General features: G+C 54.1%; 20 protein-coding genes, 1 tRNA gene and 1 riboswitch. Of the genes, 3 read left to right on the forward strand and 18 right to left on the reverse strand.

The window, feature by feature from the left end; genetic code table 11:
* Nucleotides 1-17 precede the first annotated feature (17 nt).
* The gene (locus tag FLZ89_RS03750) at nt 18-362 is read left to right on the forward strand and encodes a hypothetical protein (RefSeq protein ID WP_141263989.1); all 345 of its coding nucleotides are present in this window, start codon (nt 18-20) and stop codon (nt 360-362) included.
* 248 nt (nt 363-610) lie between these two features.
* Here the strand turns inward: FLZ89_RS03750 and FLZ89_RS03755 are convergent, their stop codons facing one another.
* From FLZ89_RS03755 to FLZ89_RS03810, 12 genes are all read right to left on the reverse strand, one after another.
* Nucleotides 611-793: a hypothetical protein gene (locus FLZ89_RS03755; protein ID WP_141263988.1), complete on the reverse strand. Its 183-nt coding sequence runs from the start codon at nt 791-793 to the stop codon at nt 611-613.
* A gap of 163 nt (nt 794-956) precedes the next feature.
* Complete coding sequence (locus FLZ89_RS03760) at nt 957-1,733, reverse strand: prolipoprotein diacylglyceryl transferase (RefSeq protein WP_172613430.1); 777 nt, start codon at nt 1,731-1,733, stop codon at nt 957-959.
* Between the two features lie 67 nt (nt 1,734-1,800).
* A complete protein-coding gene (locus FLZ89_RS03765) occupies nt 1,801-3,024 on the reverse strand; it encodes an amidohydrolase family protein (RefSeq protein ID WP_141304427.1) in 1,224 nt (407 codons plus the stop codon).
* A 250-nt stretch (nt 3,025-3,274) separates the two neighbouring features.
* Nucleotides 3,275-4,528, reverse strand: a complete 1,254-nt coding sequence (gene eam / locus FLZ89_RS03770; protein ID WP_141305277.1) for a glutamate 2,3-aminomutase — start codon at nt 4,526-4,528, stop codon at nt 3,275-3,277.
* 116 nt (nt 4,529-4,644) lie between these two features.
* Nucleotides 4,645-4,863: riboswitch (cyclic di-AMP (ydaO/yuaA leader) on the reverse strand.
* Between the two features lie 49 nt (nt 4,864-4,912).
* Nucleotides 4,913-5,515, reverse strand: a complete 603-nt coding sequence (locus FLZ89_RS03775) for a DedA family protein (RefSeq protein WP_141263986.1) — start codon at nt 5,513-5,515, stop codon at nt 4,913-4,915.
* Complete coding sequence (locus tag FLZ89_RS03780; RefSeq protein WP_141263985.1) at nt 5,512-6,228, reverse strand: phosphatidylserine decarboxylase; 717 nt, start codon at nt 6,226-6,228, stop codon at nt 5,512-5,514. The genes FLZ89_RS03775 and FLZ89_RS03780 overlap by 4 nt, the downstream gene beginning before the upstream one ends.
* Complete coding sequence (locus FLZ89_RS03785; RefSeq protein WP_141304428.1) at nt 6,222-7,208, reverse strand: hypothetical protein; 987 nt, start codon at nt 7,206-7,208, stop codon at nt 6,222-6,224. Before FLZ89_RS03785 ends, FLZ89_RS03780 begins: the two co-directional genes overlap by 7 nt.
* Nucleotides 7,209-9,320, reverse strand: a complete 2,112-nt coding sequence (locus FLZ89_RS03790; RefSeq protein WP_141304429.1) for a PIG-L family deacetylase — start codon at nt 9,318-9,320, stop codon at nt 7,209-7,211. It lies immediately after the preceding gene.
* Between the two features lie 129 nt (nt 9,321-9,449).
* Nucleotides 9,450-10,127: a formate dehydrogenase subunit gamma gene (locus FLZ89_RS03795; protein ID WP_141304430.1), complete on the reverse strand. Its 678-nt coding sequence runs from the start codon at nt 10,125-10,127 to the stop codon at nt 9,450-9,452.
* Nucleotides 10,120-10,815, reverse strand: a complete 696-nt coding sequence (locus FLZ89_RS03800) for a 4Fe-4S dicluster domain-containing protein (RefSeq protein WP_141304431.1) — start codon at nt 10,813-10,815, stop codon at nt 10,120-10,122. Before FLZ89_RS03800 ends, FLZ89_RS03795 begins: the two co-directional genes overlap by 8 nt.
* A gap of 6 nt (nt 10,816-10,821) precedes the next feature.
* A complete protein-coding gene (locus tag FLZ89_RS03805) occupies nt 10,822-12,993 on the reverse strand; it encodes a molybdopterin-containing oxidoreductase family protein (protein ID WP_141263981.1) in 2,172 nt (723 codons plus the stop codon).
* A 265-nt stretch (nt 12,994-13,258) separates the two neighbouring features.
* Nucleotides 13,259-14,458: a YeeE/YedE family protein gene (locus tag FLZ89_RS03810; RefSeq protein ID WP_172613431.1), complete on the reverse strand. Its 1,200-nt coding sequence runs from the start codon at nt 14,456-14,458 to the stop codon at nt 13,259-13,261.
* A 78-nt stretch (nt 14,459-14,536) separates the two neighbouring features.
* Between FLZ89_RS03810 and FLZ89_RS03815 the strand changes: the two genes are divergently transcribed.
* Nucleotides 14,537-15,430, forward strand: a complete 894-nt coding sequence (locus FLZ89_RS03815; RefSeq protein ID WP_141304432.1) for a LysR family transcriptional regulator — start codon at nt 14,537-14,539, stop codon at nt 15,428-15,430.
* 66 nt (nt 15,431-15,496) lie between these two features.
* Here FLZ89_RS03815 and FLZ89_RS03820 read toward each other — a convergent pair whose 3' ends face one another.
* The 6 genes from FLZ89_RS03820 to FLZ89_RS03845 all read right to left on the reverse strand — a co-directional run bounded on the left by FLZ89_RS03820 (nt 15,497) and on the right by FLZ89_RS03845 (nt 19,535).
* On the reverse strand, nt 15,497-15,721 hold the full coding sequence (locus tag FLZ89_RS03820) for a sulfurtransferase TusA family protein (protein ID WP_062284653.1): 225 nt from the start codon (nt 15,719-15,721) through the stop codon (nt 15,497-15,499).
* Nucleotides 15,722-15,825: 104 nt separating this feature from the next.
* On the reverse strand, nt 15,826-17,511 hold the full coding sequence (locus tag FLZ89_RS03825; RefSeq protein WP_141263979.1) for a bifunctional diguanylate cyclase/phosphohydrolase: 1,686 nt from the start codon (nt 17,509-17,511) through the stop codon (nt 15,826-15,828).
* Nucleotides 17,512-17,697: 186 nt separating this feature from the next.
* Complete coding sequence (locus FLZ89_RS03830) at nt 17,698-17,967, reverse strand: accessory gene regulator B family protein (RefSeq protein ID WP_256369492.1); 270 nt, start codon at nt 17,965-17,967, stop codon at nt 17,698-17,700.
* A 130-nt stretch (nt 17,968-18,097) separates the two neighbouring features.
* Nucleotides 18,098-18,832 (reverse strand): DNA/RNA nuclease SfsA, encoded by a 735-nt coding sequence (gene sfsA / locus FLZ89_RS03835; RefSeq protein ID WP_141304434.1) that lies wholly within the window; start codon nt 18,830-18,832, stop codon nt 18,098-18,100.
* A gap of 86 nt (nt 18,833-18,918) precedes the next feature.
* A tRNA-Ala gene (locus FLZ89_RS03840) sits at nt 18,919-18,994 on the reverse strand.
* Between the two features lie 58 nt (nt 18,995-19,052).
* Nucleotides 19,053-19,535, reverse strand: coding sequence for an AAA-associated domain-containing protein (locus tag FLZ89_RS03845; RefSeq protein ID WP_172613433.1), 483 nt, complete (start codon nt 19,533-19,535; stop codon nt 19,053-19,055).
* Between the two features lie 296 nt (nt 19,536-19,831).
* Between FLZ89_RS03845 and FLZ89_RS03850 the strand changes: the two genes are divergently transcribed.
* Entirely contained in the window at nt 19,832-21,178 is a 1,347-nt protein-coding gene (locus FLZ89_RS03850; RefSeq protein WP_141264123.1) for a citrate/2-methylcitrate synthase, read from the forward strand.
* The last annotated feature ends 50 nt before the right edge of the window (nt 21,179-21,228 follow it).

Genomic DNA, 21,228 nt, shown 5'->3' on the forward strand with positions numbered 1-21,228 from the left:
AAGGGAGGGGAGGCGGCTTGGCTGTGGTCGAGGACGAAACCAGAAAGCAACTGGCTGCTGGCAGCGAGGAGCAGGGATTCACCTTCCGTACCTCCTTTGACCCATTCAACATGATCATGCAGCAGTTGGGCAAGCTGGACGACAAGCTGGGCAGACTTGACGAAAAGCTCGATACCAAGATTGATGACCTACGCAAAGAAACGGATGCCAAAATAGAAAAACAAGATACCAGGTTCGACAGACTGGACGCCAAAATTGACGGCCTCCACCTGGAGCTGCACAACACCACTCGTTGGATAATCGGAACCATCGTTGCCGTGGCCGGGGTAGCCGTGGCTCTGGCGTCCTGGCTGTTCCGGTGAACCATAATGGCCCTGTGAGCGGGCGGGTGGTATTTACTCTATACCCCCGCTTTTTTATCGCTCCTGGAAGCTTATGGCGCTTCCTGGGGCCTGGCTGTAGCACATCCCCACTGCCTCCAGCGCTACCTGGAGGTTATCCCGGTCCAGGTCTCCTCTTCCCGACCTCATTGATATGCTGGTCAAGGGGGCCCGGTAAAATGAAAGGCGGGGTCCCGTCTCTGAAGCCTGGACCCCGCCGCTAATATTTTTTAAGCAACTTTTTTGCCCCCACTTACCCCAAAATTGGCCTGAACTTGCTGCCGGCCTTCAAATTCAGCGATTTTGCGCGCCACCTGCTCCTGCATCTGCCGCAGTTCCCGCGGTCCTTCCACTGTCTTTTCCAGGAGCCAGTAACATTCTTTAAGCAGGGCAACTAATTTTTGTCTCAACATTTGTCCTACCCCCCTGAGGTGCTGTGTTCTTTTCAATTGTAATTGTAACGCCCTCAGGTTAAGAACAAATAAAGCTGAGATTATATCTCAATTAAAAATAATCCCTGACAGCGGTGGATAAGGTCATGGCCGGCGACAGGTTGGTCGCTGCCGCTGGCCGCCTTCATCTGCGATACTTTAACCTGGCGGCCCGGCGCGAGCGCCGCATGAAGTAATAAGCGAGAAGCAGGATGGGAGGGGTGGTAAGCTGGGTCAGGGTGAAGAAGCCCAGGCCCCAGTGGGGAACAATATAACCCCACACTTCCAGGGGGTTATCCCGCACTGTTTCCTCAACAACGGCCCGTAAAACCTGGTGATAGAAAATAAAGGACCAGAACTGGTAGCCGTGGGGTGGATTTTTGCTCTGGACATAAAAATAACGGGCCAGTAAAAGGAGGCCAATGGCCGAACCTATGACCTGGGCCGGCCAGCGGCCGAACCAAAAATCCGTAGGCCGGCCTAAGACCTCTTGGTTAAAGATGTTGGCGATACGCACGAGGAAATAGCCGAAGGCCAGACCCGGTACCACCAGGTCCGCCAACTGGTTGGCATCAACTCTTTTCCAGCGGGCATAAAGCCAGCCACCCAGGAACCCCCCCAGGAGGCCGCCGTGCCAGGAGAGGCCACCTTCGTAGATTTTAAGTATCTGGATGCGGTCTGTTATAAACCATGTGGGGTAATTGGCCAGGACAAACATTAACCGCGCCCCAATAACGCCGGAGATAATGACAATAATGGCCAGGTTGAGGAGGAAGTCTTCTTCCAGGCCTCTTTTCATGCCCTCCCGGTACAGGTACCAGGAACCCACCAGGAAAGAGAGGGCCATAAAGATGCCGTACCAGCGCACCGCTATAGGTCCCAGGTGAAAGGCAATTGGATTGAGATCTACTAACAAGTTCATTCCTCCACAGTAAAAAAATGTCGCTTGCTACTTGTAGTATAACCGTTGCTTTTCCCTGACGCAACCGCTAAATAATGATGTCGCTTTTTTTGTCGTTCCGCACTGCCACCCGGCCGCCCTTTATGACACAGACCTTTTCAACCTGCCCAATGATAGCTTCAGCCGGGCTGGTAGCATCCAGGAGAACCAGGTCGGCCCGGTCACCGGCTTTAACACCGTAAGCTTTAAGGCCAATGGCGGCCGCGGCGTTATAGGTGCCCATTTTCATAACGTTTTTGAGCTCCAGGGGCGTTCCCATCTGCAGTACCTGGGCGGTAATCAGGGCCTCCTCCAGCATATTGGCGTTCCCAAAGGGGCGGAAGGCATCGCGGATGTTGTCGGAAGCATAGGCTACATTTACTCCCGCTGCCTGGAGCTCCCTGACCCTGGTAACCCCGCGTCGCACCAGGCCCTTATCCCGGCGGCCCATGAGGTAGAGATTGCAAGATGGTAAAGTAATAACGCTGATGCCCGCCTCTTTCACGGCGGCAATGGTCCGGATAGCCTTCTCCTCGTCCACAGCCGCCAGGCCGCAGCAGTGACCGGCCACCACCCGGCCCTGGAAGCCGGTCTGGATGGTTTTAGCCGCTATATAATCCAGGGAGGCAACCGAAGGAGCATCCGTCTCATCAACGTGGAAATCAATCAAGACATTATAACGCATGGCCAGGTCAAAGATATAATCTACCCATTCCTGCATCCTTTCGGACAGGTGGGGGGCACCGCCCAGGCCGTCTACCCCCAGGCGCAGTGCTTCTTCCATGAGTTCCTTTAAAGGTGGTGCCGGTGCCGGTTCCAATTCACCGGCCATGGCAAATACTTGCAGGTCAACTCTCCCGGCAAATTCTTCCTTGAGTTCCAGGGCCGCTTCAACACCTCGCAGGCCCAGGGCTTCGTTGACGGTAATATGGGTGCGCATGGTAGCCGTCCCATGGCGCAAGGCCATTTTAAGCACCCGGCGGCCGCGGTCGATAAAATCATTTTTATCCATTTTGCGGCTGCGCCGCTGGAAATCCTCAATGGCTTCGGCCAGGGAGCCTGCGCCTTCCTGGGGCGCCGTCAGGGCCTTGTCCAGGTGGGTATGGGCATCGACAAAGGCCGGTATCAGGAGTCTCCCTGCCGCATCGACCATTTGCCGGGCCGAGCCGGCCACTCCTCCCCCGGCGGCAACAATGTATCCGTCTTTAATGGCTACATCAACAGTTCCCGGCTCATCCATGAGCCGCGCGCGCCTGATTAACAAATCATTCAATTTTTATCTTCCTTCCTGATAATTATATTGGTTTATATTTAACCCAATCTTAATCCTACCACAGGAAAATTTAACGGTCAATAAACAAGGATTCTCTTGTTTTATGCCGAATATGCCAGAGATTTTGGTAAATTATGGTCCGGTATCAGGAACGGTGTTACGTTTATTTTATTTGGATTTTAATGTGTCACCGGGCTCCCATCAGGGAGATGGTATGTAAAAAGCGCCGGAATTGCCCGGCGCTTTTGTTTTAAGCCTTAGTCTGTTCTTTCTGGCATCCCAGGTTGGGGTAAAAGAGGGTCCGCTTTTCCCAGGTCCGCAGGATGACCTGGTCGTCATTGCAGGCCAGCACATACTGTGGTAAAATGGGCGTCTTGCCCAGCCCGTGGGGTGCATTGATTATATAGGTAGGTACGGCCAGGCCGGAAGTATAACCGCGCAGCTGCTCCATTATTTCCACGCCTTCCTCAATGGAAGTGATAAAGTGAGTCGTCCCTTTAACCGGCTTGGCGTGGAAGATATAATAGGGCCGTACCCGGATTTTCAACAGTTCCTGGTTGAGCTTCCTCATAACAAAGGGATGGTTATTGATGCCCTTTAATAAAACCGCCTGGTTTCCCAGGACCACCCCGGCCTGCACCAGGCGATCGCAGGCCGCTTTCGCTGCCGCCGTAACCTCCCGGGGGTGGTTAAACTGGGTATTAAGGTAAATCGGCGGGTGCTTGGCCAGTACCCGGCATAATTCCGCCGTAATACGCTGAGGCAAAGTAACCGGCACCCGGGTGCCCAGGCGCTTAATCTCCACATGAGGTATATTATCCAGTTCCGTTAACAGCCAGTCGATTGTGGCGTCACTCAGCATTAAAGCGTCGCCGCCGGTGATCAGGACATCGCGTATTTCTTTGTTGCGGCGAATATACTCCAGGGCCCGCTCCAGCTCCCGGCGGCTGCGGCTCCGGTCAACTTCACCGATATTGCGGCGCCGCTGGCAGTGGCGGCAGTACATGGCACACTGGTTGGTGACGTTAATAATCAAGCGGTCGGGGTAACGCCGGGTAATGGCCGGTGCCGGTGACGTCAGCTCCTCATCCATGGGGTCGAGTACCCCGACCTTATCCTCCAACTCGGCGGCACTGGGTAAGGCCTGCCGCCGGATGGGGCAGCTGGCATCTTTGCCCATGAGAGAAAGATAATAGGGCGAAACGGCCCAGCGGTAGGTACGCTCGACCCGCTTGATGGCTTCCTTTTCCGCTTCGGTTAAGGGAATTAATTCCCCCAGGACGTCAACCGAGGTAATCCGATGCTGCAATTGCCAGCGCCAGTCTTGCCAGTCATCTTCACTGGCACCAAAATAGGCCATAATCCGCTGCCGGCTGGCTTCAATCTCCGCTGCGACTTCCAAACCGCTGGGGATGGTATCTCTGGCGTCCAGGTAATCAATAATCCTGGCCTTTAACTCAGCTGCCCTTTGCAATGCAATTTCCCTTTTGGCTTCTCTACTCATCAGCTTCCCTTTGTTTGGACAGACACTCACGAGTTTCTACCTCCCTTCCTGTTATAAAATAAAACCCCGGCCTGAACCGGGGTTTTGGGTACAAGAAATTAAAGGGGTACGATGCCTCTTTCACTTTCCACGCTTACGAAGTTAGCTGCCGGGTTCGGGTCGAAAGCTAACCCTACCCCGCACTCAGTTTCTCTTCCGTTGCTCCTTTGCTTTATCCAAAATTTCCTTTAGGATAACGGGATTTTAGGGAAGACGTAAAGACTACTGAGCGCGGGGATTCACCCCAAAAGACTGGTTCCCCCGTTCCCTGAAAAGGGATTCAGCGCTCTGCTTTTATTCATTTGTTCTAAATAATTTTAACACAAGATACGGGATTTGTCAAACTTATTCTTTTCCATTTCTTACCATTAGCCGGTACCAGCAATAATAGATAGAACCGGCGGTAACCGCCAGGAATGCCAGGACCAGTAGGATATCCATCCACCAGGTGGCGTAGCGGCGGTAAAGGTACCACCACGCCAGGAGATAATGGGCCCCCTTCCAGCTGGCGTACTGCCAAGCCATAGTCCAGGTAAAGGCGCCCAGGGCTGAATAAAGGGCATAGATGCCGGGATTCATTCCCAGGACACCCGCTGCCAAGATGGTCGGCGTCCTGATGGGGCCAAACCAGCGGGCAAAAATAATTACCGCCGCTCCAAAGCGGTCCAGCCAGTCCCGGGTTGTGGCCAGGCCGTCCGGACCCCAGCCCCGGTGGAGAAAGCGTTCGATTATGCCTCGCCCCGGCCTGGCCCCCAGCCAGTAACCTATCAAGTTGCCCAGGAGATTGCCGGCGCTGCCGACCGTCACTGCCCCCCAAAAGTTCATCTCCCCGCGCTCGATTAAATAACCGGCGGCCAGGAAGACCGGCTCAAAGGGGATGCCCGGGACACCCATACCTTCAACGACCAGCAGGCCAAAGAGAGCCATATAGACATGGACGGCCGTCACTGCTCTGCCCTGCCTGCCGCCCGGTAACGGGCCACCACCGTCCGGGCGCCGTAAACCTGCTGGCCCACCCGGACGGCAAACTCTACATCATCCTTGAAGATAACCAGGTCTACCTGGGAACCACGTTCGATAAAGGAGACCTTCTGGCCCCGGGTAACGGCCTGGCCGGGAGTGATAAAACATTTGATCTTATTGACAAACTTATCGGCAATCTCCACCATGGCCAGCTGCACGTCACGGCCCCTTAAGAAGATGGTCAATCGTTCATTTACCAGGCGGTAGCGGTGGCTGAAAAGATCTACCGCCCGCCGGAGATAGGTGAGGCGAATATATTCCCACAGGTCGACCATGGGCAAATTCACCCTGGCCTGGGTATGGACCATATTCTCCACCCGGGCATCAATGGGAGCATAGTTAAAATGGACATCCAGGGGAGACATATAGATACCAACGATCCAGCCCCTGTTACTAAGGCCCTGAGCTTTCATTATTTCCTCAATGGGAATGGGCCGGCCCAGTTTCTCCGCTACCACCCGGCCATCGCGAAAGGGCTTGATATAGACAACTTTGCCGTCGGCCGGGGCCAGGATGGCCCCTTCCTCTTGCGGCGCCACCCGCACCGGGTCGCGATAAAACCATACCTTGCGCAGGTACCAGAAGATGCCACCGCCGATGGCGGCAAGGCCCGCCAGGATCTTAAAAAAGGTCACCATTCCGACCACACTTTCTTGATATTATAGGGCATTTTGGGTAAATAATAACCGCAAAAGCCGGCCAGCATCAAGGGCCAGCTGACTTTTACCGGTCGCAAGGGCCGGGGCTTCAAGACCCCATTGCGGTAGGCATTGTCCAGGGCGGCATAAGTGGCCAGAGTACCCTCCCGGAGCCAGAGTTCCTTGACGGTGTCGGCCGGGGTACGGCGGAACAGGTCTTCCGGCACCGGCAGGAGCCGGGTTAAGTCCCGGTAAACCGGGCGTAATTCCTCTATGTAACCCTCTCTGGCTACCTTCAGGCGAAGGCCATTATAAACCTTTATATCACCGGGATAATCTGCATCAGCCAGGAGGATGGCCTGGATACACTCCAGGAGAATCCGGATGCGTTCCAGGTCCCACACCGGGTCGAAAACCCGAATCTCCAGGGTACCCAGGCGTTTGGATTCAATAAGATCCTGAAAACGGTAGCGCCTGTCATCCCGTAAAGGGCCGATGGCAAAAGCCTCTGCCCACCGGTAGGACTGGCCGTAACAGCGGTTGCCGGCAACGGGAGAGTTAATTACCAGCAAGGCCAGGAGAGGCAAAAAGTAGACCAGGTTGCGGTAGGCCCGCTCGCGGTCCGGGAAACCGCTGATATGAACGTGCATGCCGCAGATATTGGTAGGCTCCTCCTGGTCGAAGAGGTGTCCCACCGGGACGATCAGGCCGGAGCAGACACCCGCCAGCTCCCGGCGACGGCGCTGCAAATCGGCCAGGAGGTCTGGTATTGCCGCAAAGGCCCCGGTAGAAATCTCAATGCCGCTCATGAGGCCGAAACGCAGGTCCTTGCCCCGGGTAAAGTTACAAGCAGTATGGGTATAATAATCGGCCGGGTCCCGCCAGAGGAGGCGGGCCAGGTAGTACAGGGACTGGAGGGTTGGCCGGTCCGGTTCGGTAATAAAGACTTCTTCTTCCAGGCCAAAGAGGATGGAGGCCATTTACAAACCGCCCCCGCCTACACGTAAAAGGCGCCACGGTATCCGGTCCAGGGGTATTTTACCGATAGATGTGGCGGCGGCAAACATCAGGTAATGCTCTCCCGGCGACACCAGGCCGGGTAGTGCTATTTCAACACTGTGCTCCCGGTAGATTACCCGCACAGCCCCTGGGTTATAACCAGTCGGTCGGGCCAGCCATCTGACTTGCCTTTCACCGGGATCCACCTGCAAGAGGAAGCGCCGGACCTGGCCCTCAGGTTCACCGGGCAACAGGTAGATGCTGGCTGTATAGGTCACTGGAAAGCCCGGCCGGCCCCAGGTATCCAGGCGTACATAGGTAGTTTTACCGGCCTGCAAGAGGTAAGCTGCCTTTAAATCGCCACCATTCTCCAGTTTCCTGGTCAGCTGATCGCCAGCCGGATCTAGTGCTACCCGAGCCGAGTCCGGCCAGTAAGCTGGCTCGCCGTCTCCTCCGGCACTGCTATCATCCTGTACCAACTGCTGGTCTGGTAGGTGAGAGAAAACTTCGTTGGGCCGTTCAAAATTGGCCAGGAAGGTCGGCATGACCAGTTCCTGGGTCCGGTAAGCGGCCAGGGCCTTTTTCTTCCGGGCCAGGGTTGCCGGCGACAGAGGCAGTTGATACCAGGGTGTTCCCCGGCCCAGGAAATAGCCGGGGGGCAACAGGGGTTTAGCCTGCCGCTCGATTACAGGCAACATCTGCCAGGTCCCGGTATGAATAACAAAGGTATAAAGATACGGCCTGAAAGAAGGATCTTCTCCCCGAACTTTACCTATAGCCGCCAGGGTAAAGGCCCCCGTGGCCCAGTGATCAGGGTGGCTGTCATTGGTATCAGTTACATAAATATCGATGGGCCGGTAGTCTTTGAGGATTGCTACTAGAGTATTCAATAAAGCCGGAGCAGTATAGGGCTCACCCGGAGCAAAAGCCAGTTTATAGGGTACCGCCGCCTGGCGGGTATAAACGGAGGTATAGGGCCTGTCCTGCCCCCAGTAACCAAGCCAGATAGGGGCCAGGCCGCCGTCGGGATAACCCAGGAAAATGACATCATCGGCTTTAACTCCCAGGGTTCCCAGGGCGGCGAGGGCTTCCTGCTGCCGTAAGCGCCCGTATTGCAAAAAGTCACTGGACCCTGCCGGCAAAGGACCGTTGAACTTTTCCACTCCCCGCCGGAAACCATCGCCGTTGGTCATAATAACTACCTTTATGGCATCCCCCCGGTCTCTGGCCTCAGCGATGAGGCCCCCGGCACCGAGGGTTTCGTCATCGGGGTGGGGCGAAATGACCAGAATGCGGTTGCCCCCGTCCGGAAGATCGAGAACAGGAATATTCCGGGCTGCGGCTGCCGCAGCCCGCATGGTCAGGATATCATAATTCAAGGCTGCCACCAGGAAAAGCAGTAAAAACAGGATCGCTACCGGACGTGTTTTTATTTTTTTGCGCGTCAGGCGCAAGATATAGCCCAGGATGTCTTTATACATTCCCATACGGGCGATTACACCCCGGTACAACCCCCGCTTTTCTTCCTTCATGATATGGGTCATATTGGCCAGGGGTATTTTCTGTACCCGCCAGCGCCGGGCGCGGGCTTCACTGGTGAGCAATACTTCGACCTCAAAACGGCTTTTTTCTGCCCCCACCGCCAGAAACAGTTCTTTGCGGATGGCCCGCTGCCCGGAAAGGTGAGGAGCCACCACCTGGGCCAGATCCGTAAGCGACCTCCCCCGGCTGAAGATGCCTACCGTCATATCCGCGCTGTCGGTCAGCAAAGGGGCAACCAGGGCCTCGACGTGGGCTGCCGTCAGCCCCTCCAGATCGGCATCCAGGAAAAGCAGAATGTCTTCCCGGGCTGCACGGGCACCGACGGTCATGGCCGCCCCTTTACCGCCATTGATTTCTAGCTCAATTACCCGGGCACCGTGACGGCGGGCAATACTGGCCGTAGCATCTTCCGAACCGTCGCTGACCACGATGATTTCGGCGATGCTGGCCACTTGTTTTAAAGTCTCAATTACTTTACCTACCGTAGCCGCCTCGTTGTAGGCCGGGATAACGGCGCTGACACCCCTTTGATAGCGACCTGCACCTGCCACTGTTTTTCTCTCCTGTACCTTTTTGTCTATCTCATAGTTCCTGTTTATTTCGCTACAAAACAAACCTTTTCCTTCTAAAATAATATTATTGCCCTGGAATTAATCCAGGGCAACACCGGACAGGTCTTGTCAAGCAATTTTTTGTTGTCCTTTCACCTGATCCTCTCCAGCTCTTAGTTTCCGGTACCAGCGGGCATGGTGTTCGCGGGCAAACCTGGCCGCTACCTTACCCGATAGCATGCCGTTGATGGACTCGCGGGAATTGGGGTGACCCAGGGCCAGGTAAATATGGCCCAGGATGACCCCGCCCATGACCAGGGCGCCGGCCGAGTGCAGGGGCAGGGCCCAGGCCACCAGGGCAGGAGCCACGCTGTCCCGCAGAAGCAAGATCCAGCCGGTAGCGGCCATTAAAATAGAGCCGGCAATGGTCAGGAGGGAATTGAGCTTTTCCCCGGCGTTAAATTTGCCCTGCTCCGGGAGCTGCACCTTCAGCCCGAAAAATTCCCGGGGGAAAGCGGCAATAAAGCGGAAGTCGTCCCGGCCCCAGGTAAGGCACTCCTTCAGCCATTGCCATGTACTTCGCGGCGTACCAAAAAGGAGGATAATTACCGTTAGGAAAGTAAAGGGATAGGCCATAACGTGATGAATGCTGCGAAAGAGACGCAACCCTTCGGGTCCTATCAAGCTGGCGTAACCCCGGAAGACCAGGGCTGAACCAGTGAGCAGCAGGACGACAAAGGAGATACCATGGCTCCAGTGACCCAGGCGCTCGGCCAGGTTAAAGCGCTCCACCCTTTCTTCAGTCATTGTTGCCGCCCCCTTTAATATTATTGATCACTAAACCGGCAATTACGGCGCCGGCAGCCAGGCCCATAATGGTCTTCCCGCCCGGGTGGACAATATCCTGCCAGATGCGTACGGCACCGGGTTCTTGGAAATCCGGCGGCAGGACGGAGGTATCCAGGTTCCGCGGCGGTACGTAAAAGATGGAAGTTCCCTTAATCTGGACGGCTTTTTTGGCGGCTATGGCCTGGGATAATTCGCTCCCCTTATCTTCCAGGTCACCAAAAATCCTGGCCGCGGCCATACAGGTGTCCACGCAGGCCGGTTTTTGCCCGTTCTCTACAAAGTCATAGCAAAAATAACACTTCTGGACAATATTCCGTTCCGGGTTAAAGCTCCGGGCGTCATAGGGGCAGGCCGACTGGCAGTAGCGGCAGCCGATACACTCCTGCTCATGAACTACAACAATACCATCGGCACGTTTCCGGGTAGCTCCGGTAGGACAGACCCGGGCACATGGGGGATCGTCGCAGTGCATGCACTGGGTGGTTACCACCCCGCCTTTGACTTTGGGGAAAGTACCCATCTCATAACGGTGGACTTTGGTAAACTGCACCTGGGGTAATAAGTCCCACCTGGCCTGGCAGGCCACGGTGCAGCCGTGGCAGCCTACACAACGCGTGAGGTCTACGAGCATACCAAACTTAGCCATCTAAACTCACCCTGCCTTCCGTACCGTCACCAAAGTTTCGCACTGGGCCGCCGCCCCGGAGACAGGCGCTGTAATAATCGGTATCAAAGCGCTGTCATTGGCGCCTTTGTTATAGGCCAGCTTTCTTAAAGGAACACCGCAGCCAAAGCCATGGGCCAGGAAAACTGCCTCGGGATGGATGCCTTCCGTCACCCGGGCCTTCACTTTAACCTTGCCTACCCGGGAAGTCACTTCGACGAGATCCCCCGTCTTGATGCCCAGCTTGCCGGCCCGGCCGGGATGGATCCAGAGCTCGTTTTCCGGCATGATGGCGTGCAGGTAGGCGTTATTGTCGGTAGAGGTATGGGTGTGCATGGGTACATGGCCCTGGATGAAACGGAACTCGTCTACCCCCGGTTCCACCAGAGGCGGCTCCCAGGCCGGGGTCAGGGTGCTGCCGGCCTTGACAAAGGCCTGGCAGGCCAGCTCAATTTTGCCGGAAGGCGTCTTGAGTTTGGTGTAATCGGGTTTTTGGGCTTCTACTTCGGCTACCCCTACCCGGGCCAGCTGCGCCTGGGTCAGGCCCAGGGGAGCCAGCAGGGCGTCGTTATATTGCTCCAGGGTAAAGTTAAAGTACTCACTTAAACCAGCGGCTTTAGCCAGGCCAGCGATGATTTCTTCAGCACCTCTGGTATCAAAAAGGGGCTCTACTGCCGGCTGGCGCAACACCACTTTGTTGCCCGCCGTCATCAAGGGGTCGTACCTTTCCAGGTAGGTGGCTTCCGGCAACACATAGTGGGCATAGTAGGCCGTATCGTTCATCTGGATATCGATGACCACCACAAGTTCCAATTGCTTCAACGCCTCAATAAAGGCCCCGGAATCCGTACTGGAGCGCACCGGGTTCAGGTGCTGGATTACCACTGCTTTGATAGGGTATGGTTTATCTTTTTTGACCCTCTCAGGGAAAACCTGGATCATGCCGTGGGCTTTATTGAGAGGCCATTTCTCGCTGCCGGCCCCATCCCAGCGCGGCCCCGCCGCCGCCGGCGGTTTGGGGCCCATGATACTGGATGGATCACCCAGCTTAATCCTGGACGGGAAGGCCAGGCCGCCTTTGGCACCCAGGTTCCCCAACAGGGCGTTGAGGGCGGCTACGGCCCGGGCCGTCTGGACGCTATTGTAATACTGGGAACCGGTAACGGCATGCCAGCCGGGATCGACGGCTGCTGCCGGTTTGGCGGCTGCCAGTTCCCGGGCGATGCGGCCGATGGTCGCCGCGTCTATTCCCGTGATTTTGGCCGCCCATTCAGGGGTATAAGCGGCCACCCCGGCTTTCAATTCTTCAAAACCAACGGTACGTTCGGCTATAAAGGAAGCATCATACAGATTTTCATTAATGATAACATTAATCAGGGCCAGAATCATGGCCAGATCGGTACCCGGCCTGATGGGGAGCCATTCATCGGCATAGAAGGCAAAATCACTCAACCTCGGGTCTACGGCCACCAGGTGGGCGCCTTCTGCTTTGGCGGCAACTATCTTTTGAATGTCAGGGTTTTTAATACCTCCTGTGAGGTTACGGCCAAAGGCAACGTAGTACCTGACATTGCGGTAGTCAACCCCGGGAACGCCGCCGTACATTTGCTCAAAAGCAACGTTACGGCTGCTGTAACAGGTCGGCCCATGGCCGGTATAATTGGGGGAACCGAAGGCAGCCATGAAATGCTTCTCTAAAGGAGAAATAAGCTCCGGGTGAGCCAGCCAGACCAGGGTCTGGGGGCCGTAACGGCCTTTCAGTTCCTGTAATTTGGCGCCAATTTCCTTAAAAGCCTGCTCCCAGCTGATGGGCTGGAACTTCCCTTCGCCCACCCTCTTCATGGGACCCTTCAGGCGGTCGGGATCATAGAGAGTTTTGATCCCGGCATTGCCCCGGGCACATAAACGGCCGCTGCTCTGGGGGTCCCTGGGGTTACCGGTAAGACGCCAAACCCGGTCTTCCCTGACATGAGCCAGGATACCGCATTTAACCCCGCACATTTCGCAAATGGTGGGAACGGTCCGGGAAGTTTCAGGGGCTACTGCCCCTGCCGCCCCCGCCTGCTCCCGGGGAACCAGCATGCCGCCAAAGGTGGCCAGGGCCCCGGCCACCAGGGAGCCTTTCAGGAAGGTTCGCCGGCTTATTCTTTGTTCTAACATGCCCTCACCTCCGAAACTGGATGAATGTTTCCTGTTGGCGCTAACACATATCCCCGCCCTGCCATTTGCCCTCAATGTTACTTTCACAATATATTTTACCAGTCAACATTCCTTTCTCCTGCCCCTCGGGAATGCTCCGGTAAAGCGAAAGGGGAGCTGCAAAAGCTCCCCTTAGGCCAGGAATCATGCGGCCTGGCGGTCTTCTGGTTCATGAATTGTCTAACGGTATCTTCGACGGCCACCAGACCTTTCGATAGGTGCAGGTTTATACCAGGAAACGGAGGAGGAGCTTGCTCCCCAGGTAAGCACCGCCGGCCAGGCCCAAACCGAAAAGCCAGCCGTGGAGGGAAAAGGAAGCGATGCCGTTGAAAAGGGCGCCGATGTTGCACCCCATGGCAATCCTGGCCCCGTAACCCATCAACAGCCCGCCTATTAAGGCAGCTGGCACCAGGGGCCAGCGCCGCGGCCAGTGGAAACGAAATTCCGAACCTGCCAGGGCGGCTAAAAAGGCTCCTCCAATGAGCCCCAGGTCGAGAAGAGTTCGGGGCTCAGCCAAAAACCCCAGGCTCAAGGCCCGGCTGTGGGCCGGCAGGGAAAAATAGTACCATCCCGGCGGCGCCCCGGTAAAAGCCTCCCAGAGCCAGGCGCCCCAGTAGCTGAAGGCGGTGGTAATACCCCAGGGCTGGCCCCCGCGCCAGGTTAAAGCTACATCCAGGACTGCCAGTGCCAGTCCCCCGGTCCAATAAGGCCAGGGATGGGTCCACAGGCGGCGCAGGTGAAAGGGCTGCCGCTGTCTCCCGGCGGCGGTAAAACCCGGAAAGGAACGCCTTTCCAGGAGGTTTAAGCCCAGGTACACCATCACCAGGGCTAGGAGCTGGATAAGAAGGGCCGGCCCCCAGCCCAGCACTTCGGGGAGAAACAGGGTGGGGGAACGGCTGATACTTACCTGCTGCCACCAGCCGAAATCATGGGCTCCCCAGAGGGAGCCGCCGATGAAGGCAGCCAGGACCAGCCATTGCAGCAAGTGCCCTTCGCCCACCCGCATTAAATTGCCGCTGGCACAGCCGCCGGCCAGGACCATCCCCACGCCAAAAAGGAGGCCGCCGGCCACAGTATGCCAGCCTGCCGGGTGAACATCTGCCAGGGTAACCCCTGTCCATGCTACCAGGGCCATCCCCGGGACTGCTGCCATCAAGGCGATGACCACTGCTCGGCTCAAGGATGTGTTGCCAGTAATGAAGGGGTCGCGGAAAGCGGCCACAAAACAAAAGCGGCTGCGCTGGAGGACAAAGCCAAAGCCCAGGCCAAAAAGCCAGGCTTCCCCCAGGCCCGGTCCGCGTCCCTGCAGCCACCAGTAGATAGCGGCAGCGAGCAGGGCTGCACCAAGGGCGTAAGGTTCCTGGGACCTGAGATTGAGCTTAACCTGTTTAGCCAATCGTAACTCCTTTTGCAGCTCTGTTACCATGATACTTACCGCCTTATCCTTCAGGTGGTTTCATATGCTATAATAAAACTGTAACCATCAGGCAGGGAGGGCCGGTCCATGAACCTTAACCACCTGCACGCCTTTTGCACGGTAGCTCAGGTAAAATCCATTTCCGAAGCAGCTCGCATCTTGCACATGTCCCAGTCTTCCCTGAGCTATCAAATCCAGCTCCTAGAAAACGACCTGGAAGTCCAGCTCTTTACCCGCACTACCAAAGGGGTGGAGTTAACGGCCCTGGGGGAAATCGTTTACGAGTACGGCCAGACCTTTCTCCAGCTGGCAGAAAATCTAAAACGCGATCTCAACAACTGGAAGAGCGGCCAGGAACGCCTCATTGTCGGCGCCAGCAGCAGTATTGGCAGCTATGCCCTCCCCTGCACCATTTACAGCTTTAAAGAAAAATACCCCGATGCCAATATCAAGCTGCTGGTCGGCAACCGGGAAGAAACCATCCAGAAATTGCTAGATAGAACCATTGATATCGGCCTCATTGAAGGACCTGTCGACCAGCCCGGCCTGGCCACCCGGGGTGTAGCTGAAGATGAACTCCTTTTAATTGTACCTGCCGGCTGGCAGGGCCCGGAAAGGGTGACTTTAGAAGAACTCTGCCGCCTGCCCTTAATCCTCAGGGAAGAGGGCTCCGGTACCCGCGGGGTGATTGCCCGCGCCCTGGCCGGGCAGGGTCTAACCATTGCCGACCTGAATGTCGTCCTGGAGTTAAATTCGAACGACGCCATTAAATCGGCCATTACTGCCGGTCACGGGGTCTCCCTCCTCTCCCGCCTGGCCATCCGGCGGGAAATTCATGCCGGCACTTTAAAAGCCCTGCAGGTGGACGGCATTTCCTTTCGCAGCACCTTTAATATTGTTTACCCGGCCGGTAAACCGGCCACTAGTTTGCAAAAGAAGTTCTTTCGTTTCTTGTTAACTAATAAGAAGGCTTTCTGTTAAACCTTTAGCCAGCCCCCATGTATCTCTTCTTCTGCTTCTCTCTACCTTGAACCCGGGCCAGTCAGGTTAACCCTTCTCAATTACAACTTCCCAGATGCCGTTGGCCACCCCCCTGACCTCGACGCGGTACCCCATTTTTTGCACTGTTTCGGCCAGGGACTGGCTGGTGCAACTGTGGTCACTGGTAACAATGAGAATATCGCCCCGGGCCAGCTGCTTGAGCTTGACCTTTGTGCGCACAATCGGTATCGGGCACATTTCCCCGCATGTATCCAGCCGGTAAACAGCCATACCAGTTCCTGCTTCCATATAGTTTTATAACGTTTTCAGCTTAACATTAAATTTAGCTCTCGACCTACTGAATCCTCCCGCGCGCGGCCGGCCGCCAATATTTCCTAACTTGCCAGCAGGCGAAAAATGCGTTCTGAAACATTGAGAAAGGCCGTAACAATTTCTGGATCATATAAGGTTCCAGCCCCTCGCCGGAGTTCTTCCAGGCAACGGCTGACAGTTAAAGCCCGGCGGTAGGGCCTATTGGTCGCCATGGCGTCAAAGCTGTCTACCACTCGTAAAATCCTGGCACCAAGGGGTATAGCCTCGCCTTTCAGTCCACAAGGGTAACCTGAGCCGTCAAAATTCTCGTGATGGGCAAGAATAATGGGGGTGCATTTGCCCAGCAGGGGTACGGAACGAACTATTTCCGCTCCCCAGACCGGGTGTTGCTGAAAAAGCAAACGTTCTTCCTCGTTTAAAGGAAGCGGGTTGTTTAAAAGTTCACGTTCTATCTCTATCTTACCGATATCATGGAGAAAAGCGCTGAGCCTCAAGGTATTTAACTCTTCTCCAGGTAAATTGAGATATTCGCCAACAACTACTGCATACTCTGTAACCCGTTCGGAATGCCCTCGTGTATAGCGATCCTTGGCCTGGATGACACTGAGCAGGGTCTTCAAAGTACTAAGCAGGTCCTCACCCGTACTGTTATATGCGGCGCAGAGCTCGTCTAAAACGGAAAAATAAATCTCCGTCCTGTTCTTACGTACCGATTTGGCCCGGAAGAGGGCATCATCGGCCCGGCGAATAAGCTCTGTGGATGTTTTAGCATGAACAGGGTAAGTAGCAATACCCAGAGACAGGGTGATCTTTTGGGCCGGTTGATACTCTTGGCCAAAGAAAGAGTAATTCTCGACCTCTTTACGAATCTGTTCAGCAACAATAAGGGCCTGCTGACTGGAGTACCCGGGCAACAGTACCGCAAACTCTTCGCCTCCATAACGTGCAGCTACAGCCCCCTCTGGTACTGCCCGGCCAATAATTTCGCCAATTTTCTTTAAAACCTTATCTCCCTCAAGATGACCCAAAGCGTCGTTGTACGTTTTAAAGTAGTCAACATCGGCAAGAACCAGGGAGAGGTTTAAATTTTCCTTTTTAGCCCGGGTAAACAGGTCTTCCAGGGCGTAGTAAAAATAACGTTTATTCCATAAGCCTGTCAGGTCGTCCCTGTTTGCCATCTCTGCCAGCTTTTTAATGGTTTCCCTTTCAATATCCAGAAATCCCCCGATGAGCCAGGCGGCCATAAAAATAATTAAGCTGAGGACCAGATCGGCTTCCAGGGCTTTATTGACCCCTTCAGGAGAGTAATGCAGCAAGTCAGAAATAATAAGGGGCATGACACATAATAAAGAAAATATAAGGCCATATTTTTGACCGTGATTTATAGCTGCATAGATCACCGGGACAAAGAAAAGGACTTTAAAGGAACTGCCGTGGAAGTCCGATATAAAGACGATAGCTATGGTAAAGGCCCAGATAAGAATGCTTATCAGCAAGCTGATGGTACGTGGCGGTTCGCTCGAAGTAAGAACTGTCACATAATCTTTTTTGGTGAGATAAAGTATTCCTGCTAAAGCGAAAACACCCAGGAAGAGACCGCTTACCGGATAATTTAGATACATCCTTTTAGGAAAATATGTCAATTCAAGGGCGCTTAACAGGGATATAGCCATAACAGTCAAAGCACCCAGGTAAAAGAATAAGACATATTTAGCTATCTTCCGGTTCCGTTCTTCCTTCCATTTCATGTTAAACCTTCTCCATAAATTTTAGAGAGGTGATAAAATCCACCTCTCTAACTTTATGTTTTACTTTCTTAAACTTGGAGGTACCTCACGTTCATACCAATCCATAATAGGCCGAGGCAGCATTTATATAGGCCAGAAAGGTAGCCATAAAAGCAACCGCCGTCAGGAAGACCACCGCCGGGCGCTTCATCCCGGTTTCACCTCCTTCTGCCGGCTTACGCTGGCAAGATAAATAATGGCACCCTGCCAGCTCAGGCCGGCAGCCCCGGCCAGGGCCAGGGTGGGCCGTCGCCCACTTATGTAAAGCAACATTACCGGCACTGTTATCGTGACTCTTACGGCCACCCGGTGAAACTTGCGCCGCAAAGCAGGAGAGTTTATCGGTTTGGCCCGGCTCGTTACCGGGGCCAGCCAGGCGCTGATGGCCAAACTTAAAAAGCCGCTGCCCAAAACCACCCAGCTTATGTGCTAAGGAATTGTCATTTTCTCTTCACCTGGAGGTAACTATTCGACGCATACCGCAAATTTCCTGCCCTTCACGGGGACATTTTTTACCAGCAATGACGCAAGCTGCAGCAAAGGTCGCTCAGGCCAGCTTTACAGGTACGGCAGTACTGAGGCGGGCCGCCACCGGGCTGATGCGGCAGCGATAGGCATAAACTTCGACCCCGGCAGCCGCCGCTTCCCGCAAAGTCCGGGCAAAAAGAGGATCGGTGGCTTCATTGGGAGCAAAGATCAGGGCGTCTTCCCGCTGGATTATAAACACCACCGCCGCCCGGCAACCCCTGTCCCGCAAAGCCATCAGCTCTTGCAGGTGGCGGCTGCCGCGACTGGTGGGGGCGTCGGGAAACAGGGCCACCCTATCGCTGTTTACCAGAGTTACTGACTTGACCTCAACATAACACGGTGGTAATCCTTCACCAGGTAGTCCCGCCTCTTTCTCCCCTCCCACGGTCAACAAAAAATCCAGGCGGCTGGAGCCGACCCGGACTTCCGCCGTTAGCTGCCGGTAGCCCTGAAAGGCCCCCAGTCCGCCGGAACGGAAGGCAGCGGCAAAAAGGCGGTTGGGCAGGCGGCTGTCCAGAGAAATAAAGGTGCCGTTCCGGTGTAACAAAACCACGTCGTAGGCAGTTTTCCGCTTTTCCCCGGCTTGCGCCGGGGCCAGGTAAAGCTCGGTTCCGGGCAACAGCAATTCTGCCAGCCGCCCGGGGTCGGCCAGAAAAGCTGTTAAATGCTGCCCGCCCCTTTCCGCTACTACGGTAAAGCGGTTGGGCCGGATAAGGAAACGAGCTTTGATCAGATTTTCAGGCAGCTTGACCATAAAATCCCTCTTCCCGGAACCTATACTGCTATTCTCCTGTGATAAAAATAAAAGATGCCGCTCCTTATGCGGCATCTTTTCTTTTCTGGTGGAGCTAAGGGGAGTCGAACCCCTGACCTCTTGAATGCCATTCAAGCGCTCTCCCAACTGAGCTATAGCCCCACAGCACTGTCTATTATACTGGCCCTTGATATGTTTGTCAAGGGCCAGTTGCATATCTTTATTCTTCCTCATCCAAATATAAAACTTCACCTTTAGTATCATAACCGATAATCCCGGCATACCGTCCCCAGTCCACAAGGGTTTTAAACAGGAGTTCAGCATCCTCATCAGACATCCTGCGGGCAAAACGGCTGATAACCTGCTCCCGCCGCACCTGCCGTCCACGCCTGGAGTTAATTAGCTCCAGGACCTCTTTAAAGACCGGCAGCTGCTGCAGCCGGCCGGCAACTATGTCTTTACGCTCATTTATGCCGGCATTTAGTAGCTGGGAACCCAGCCCGGTCAAGGTAATATCACCGTTGGTAGTTTCAATAAAGCCCAGCACCTTAGCCGCTTCTATGACCGGCCCGATATCATCCAGTTCCATCGAAAGACTGCCGGCCAGCTTAAAGATATCTTCTCTTCCCCGGACATCCTCCAGCATTTCGAGCAGGCCAATGACCATCCCTATACCTACCTGGGGTAAAGGCCCGGCGTCCACAGTGGCTATGACCCCCTATTTAGATACCATTTTCAGGTACCACTATTTTATCATATTATACCAGATCTTAGAACAGGATTCAGCACCTGATCCAAACTTTTATTACCGGGATTTAGTTAGAAATTAAGTGCATCCAAGGAACAACCTGGGTTTTTCTACCCCGGGCTGCACCAGGCCTTCAGGAGGGGTAGCTTAAGCCTATATTTCCCCCAAAAAAGGAAAACAAGTTTTGGTGAAGAATATATAAGGGATAAATAACTTTATCCTTGTAGTAGAAAGGATGTATTAATGTGCAGATAGAAGACAAGAGCTACCTGGAACGACTTGCTGCACTGGCTGAAAAAAATAATTACATCGAGCCTACTTTATATGAAAAATACAATGTAAAACGGGGCTTGCGCAACAGCGATGGCACCGGCGTGCTGGTAGGGCTTACGGAAATCGGGGAAGTCCACGGTTACATTCTAGATGAAGGCGAAAGGATTCCCGATCAGGGACGGTTGCTCTACCGGGGAATTGACATCTGGGATATTGTCACGAATTTCCAAGCGGAAGGACGCTTTGGTTTTGAAGAAGTTTCTTATCTCCTTCTCTTCGGAGAACTGCCTAACCGTCAGGACCTGGTTAATTTTAGCAATCTCCTGGCAGAAAACCGCAGCCTCCCTGATGGATTTGTTGAAGATATGATTTTAAAAGCCCCTAGTAATGATATTATGAATAAATTAGCGAGGAGCGTTTTAGCATCTTATTCCTATGATAAAAACCCGGATGATTTAAGTATCAAAAACGTCGTCAGGCAGAGTATTGAGCTGATTGCCCGCTTCCCCATCATGGTGGCTTATGGTTACCAGGCTAAAGCCCATTATCATGGAAATCAAAGTTTGTATATTCACCTACCGCAAAAAGAGCTGAGCACTGCCGAAAATTTCCTATACATGATCAGGCCTAACAACCAGTACAGCCGTCTGGAAGCCGAATTGCTGGACCTTGCGCTGGTACTCCATGCTGAGCACGGCGGAGGGAACAACTCAACCTTTACCGTCCATGTTGTTTCCTCGACAGGGACAGATATATACTCCGTTATTGCGGCCGCGGTCGGTTCACTAAAGGGGCCTAAGCACGGCGGCGCCAATATTAAAGTTATGGAAATGATGGATGATATAAAGAACAATGTAAAAGACTGGGCCGATGAAGAAGAAGTTAAATATTACCTGACCAAAATTCTCAACAAGGAAGCCTTTGACAAAAAAGGATTAATCTATGGCCTCGGCCATGCCGTTTACACCCTGTCCGATCCCCGGGCTGTATTATTAAAAGCCAAGGCTGCTGAACTCGCTAAAGAGAAAAACATGGAAGATGAATTCGGCCTCTACCTGACCATAGAAAAAGTTGGACCCGAATTATTTGCCTCTAAAAAAGGAAATGAAAAGATTATCGCTCCCAATGTGGACTTCTACTCGGGTTTTGTGTACAAGATGTTAAATATTCCCGTGGAGCTTTATACCCCAATTTTTGCCATAGCCAGGATCTCCGGCTGGTGTGCCCACCTGCTGGAAGAACTGGTAAGTGGAGGCAGGATTATCAGACCGGCCTACAAAAATGTGATTGGTAAAAGAAAGTATATTCCCCTGGAGCAAAGGTAAATTTCCCTGGCTAGCAGCTAAATAGCCGAGGCTTTGTAAAGTTAAAAGGG

This window comes from Moorella sp. E306M, assembly GCF_006538385.1.
Classification (GTDB): Bacteria; Bacillota; DSM-521; order Neomoorellales; family Neomoorellaceae; genus Neomoorella.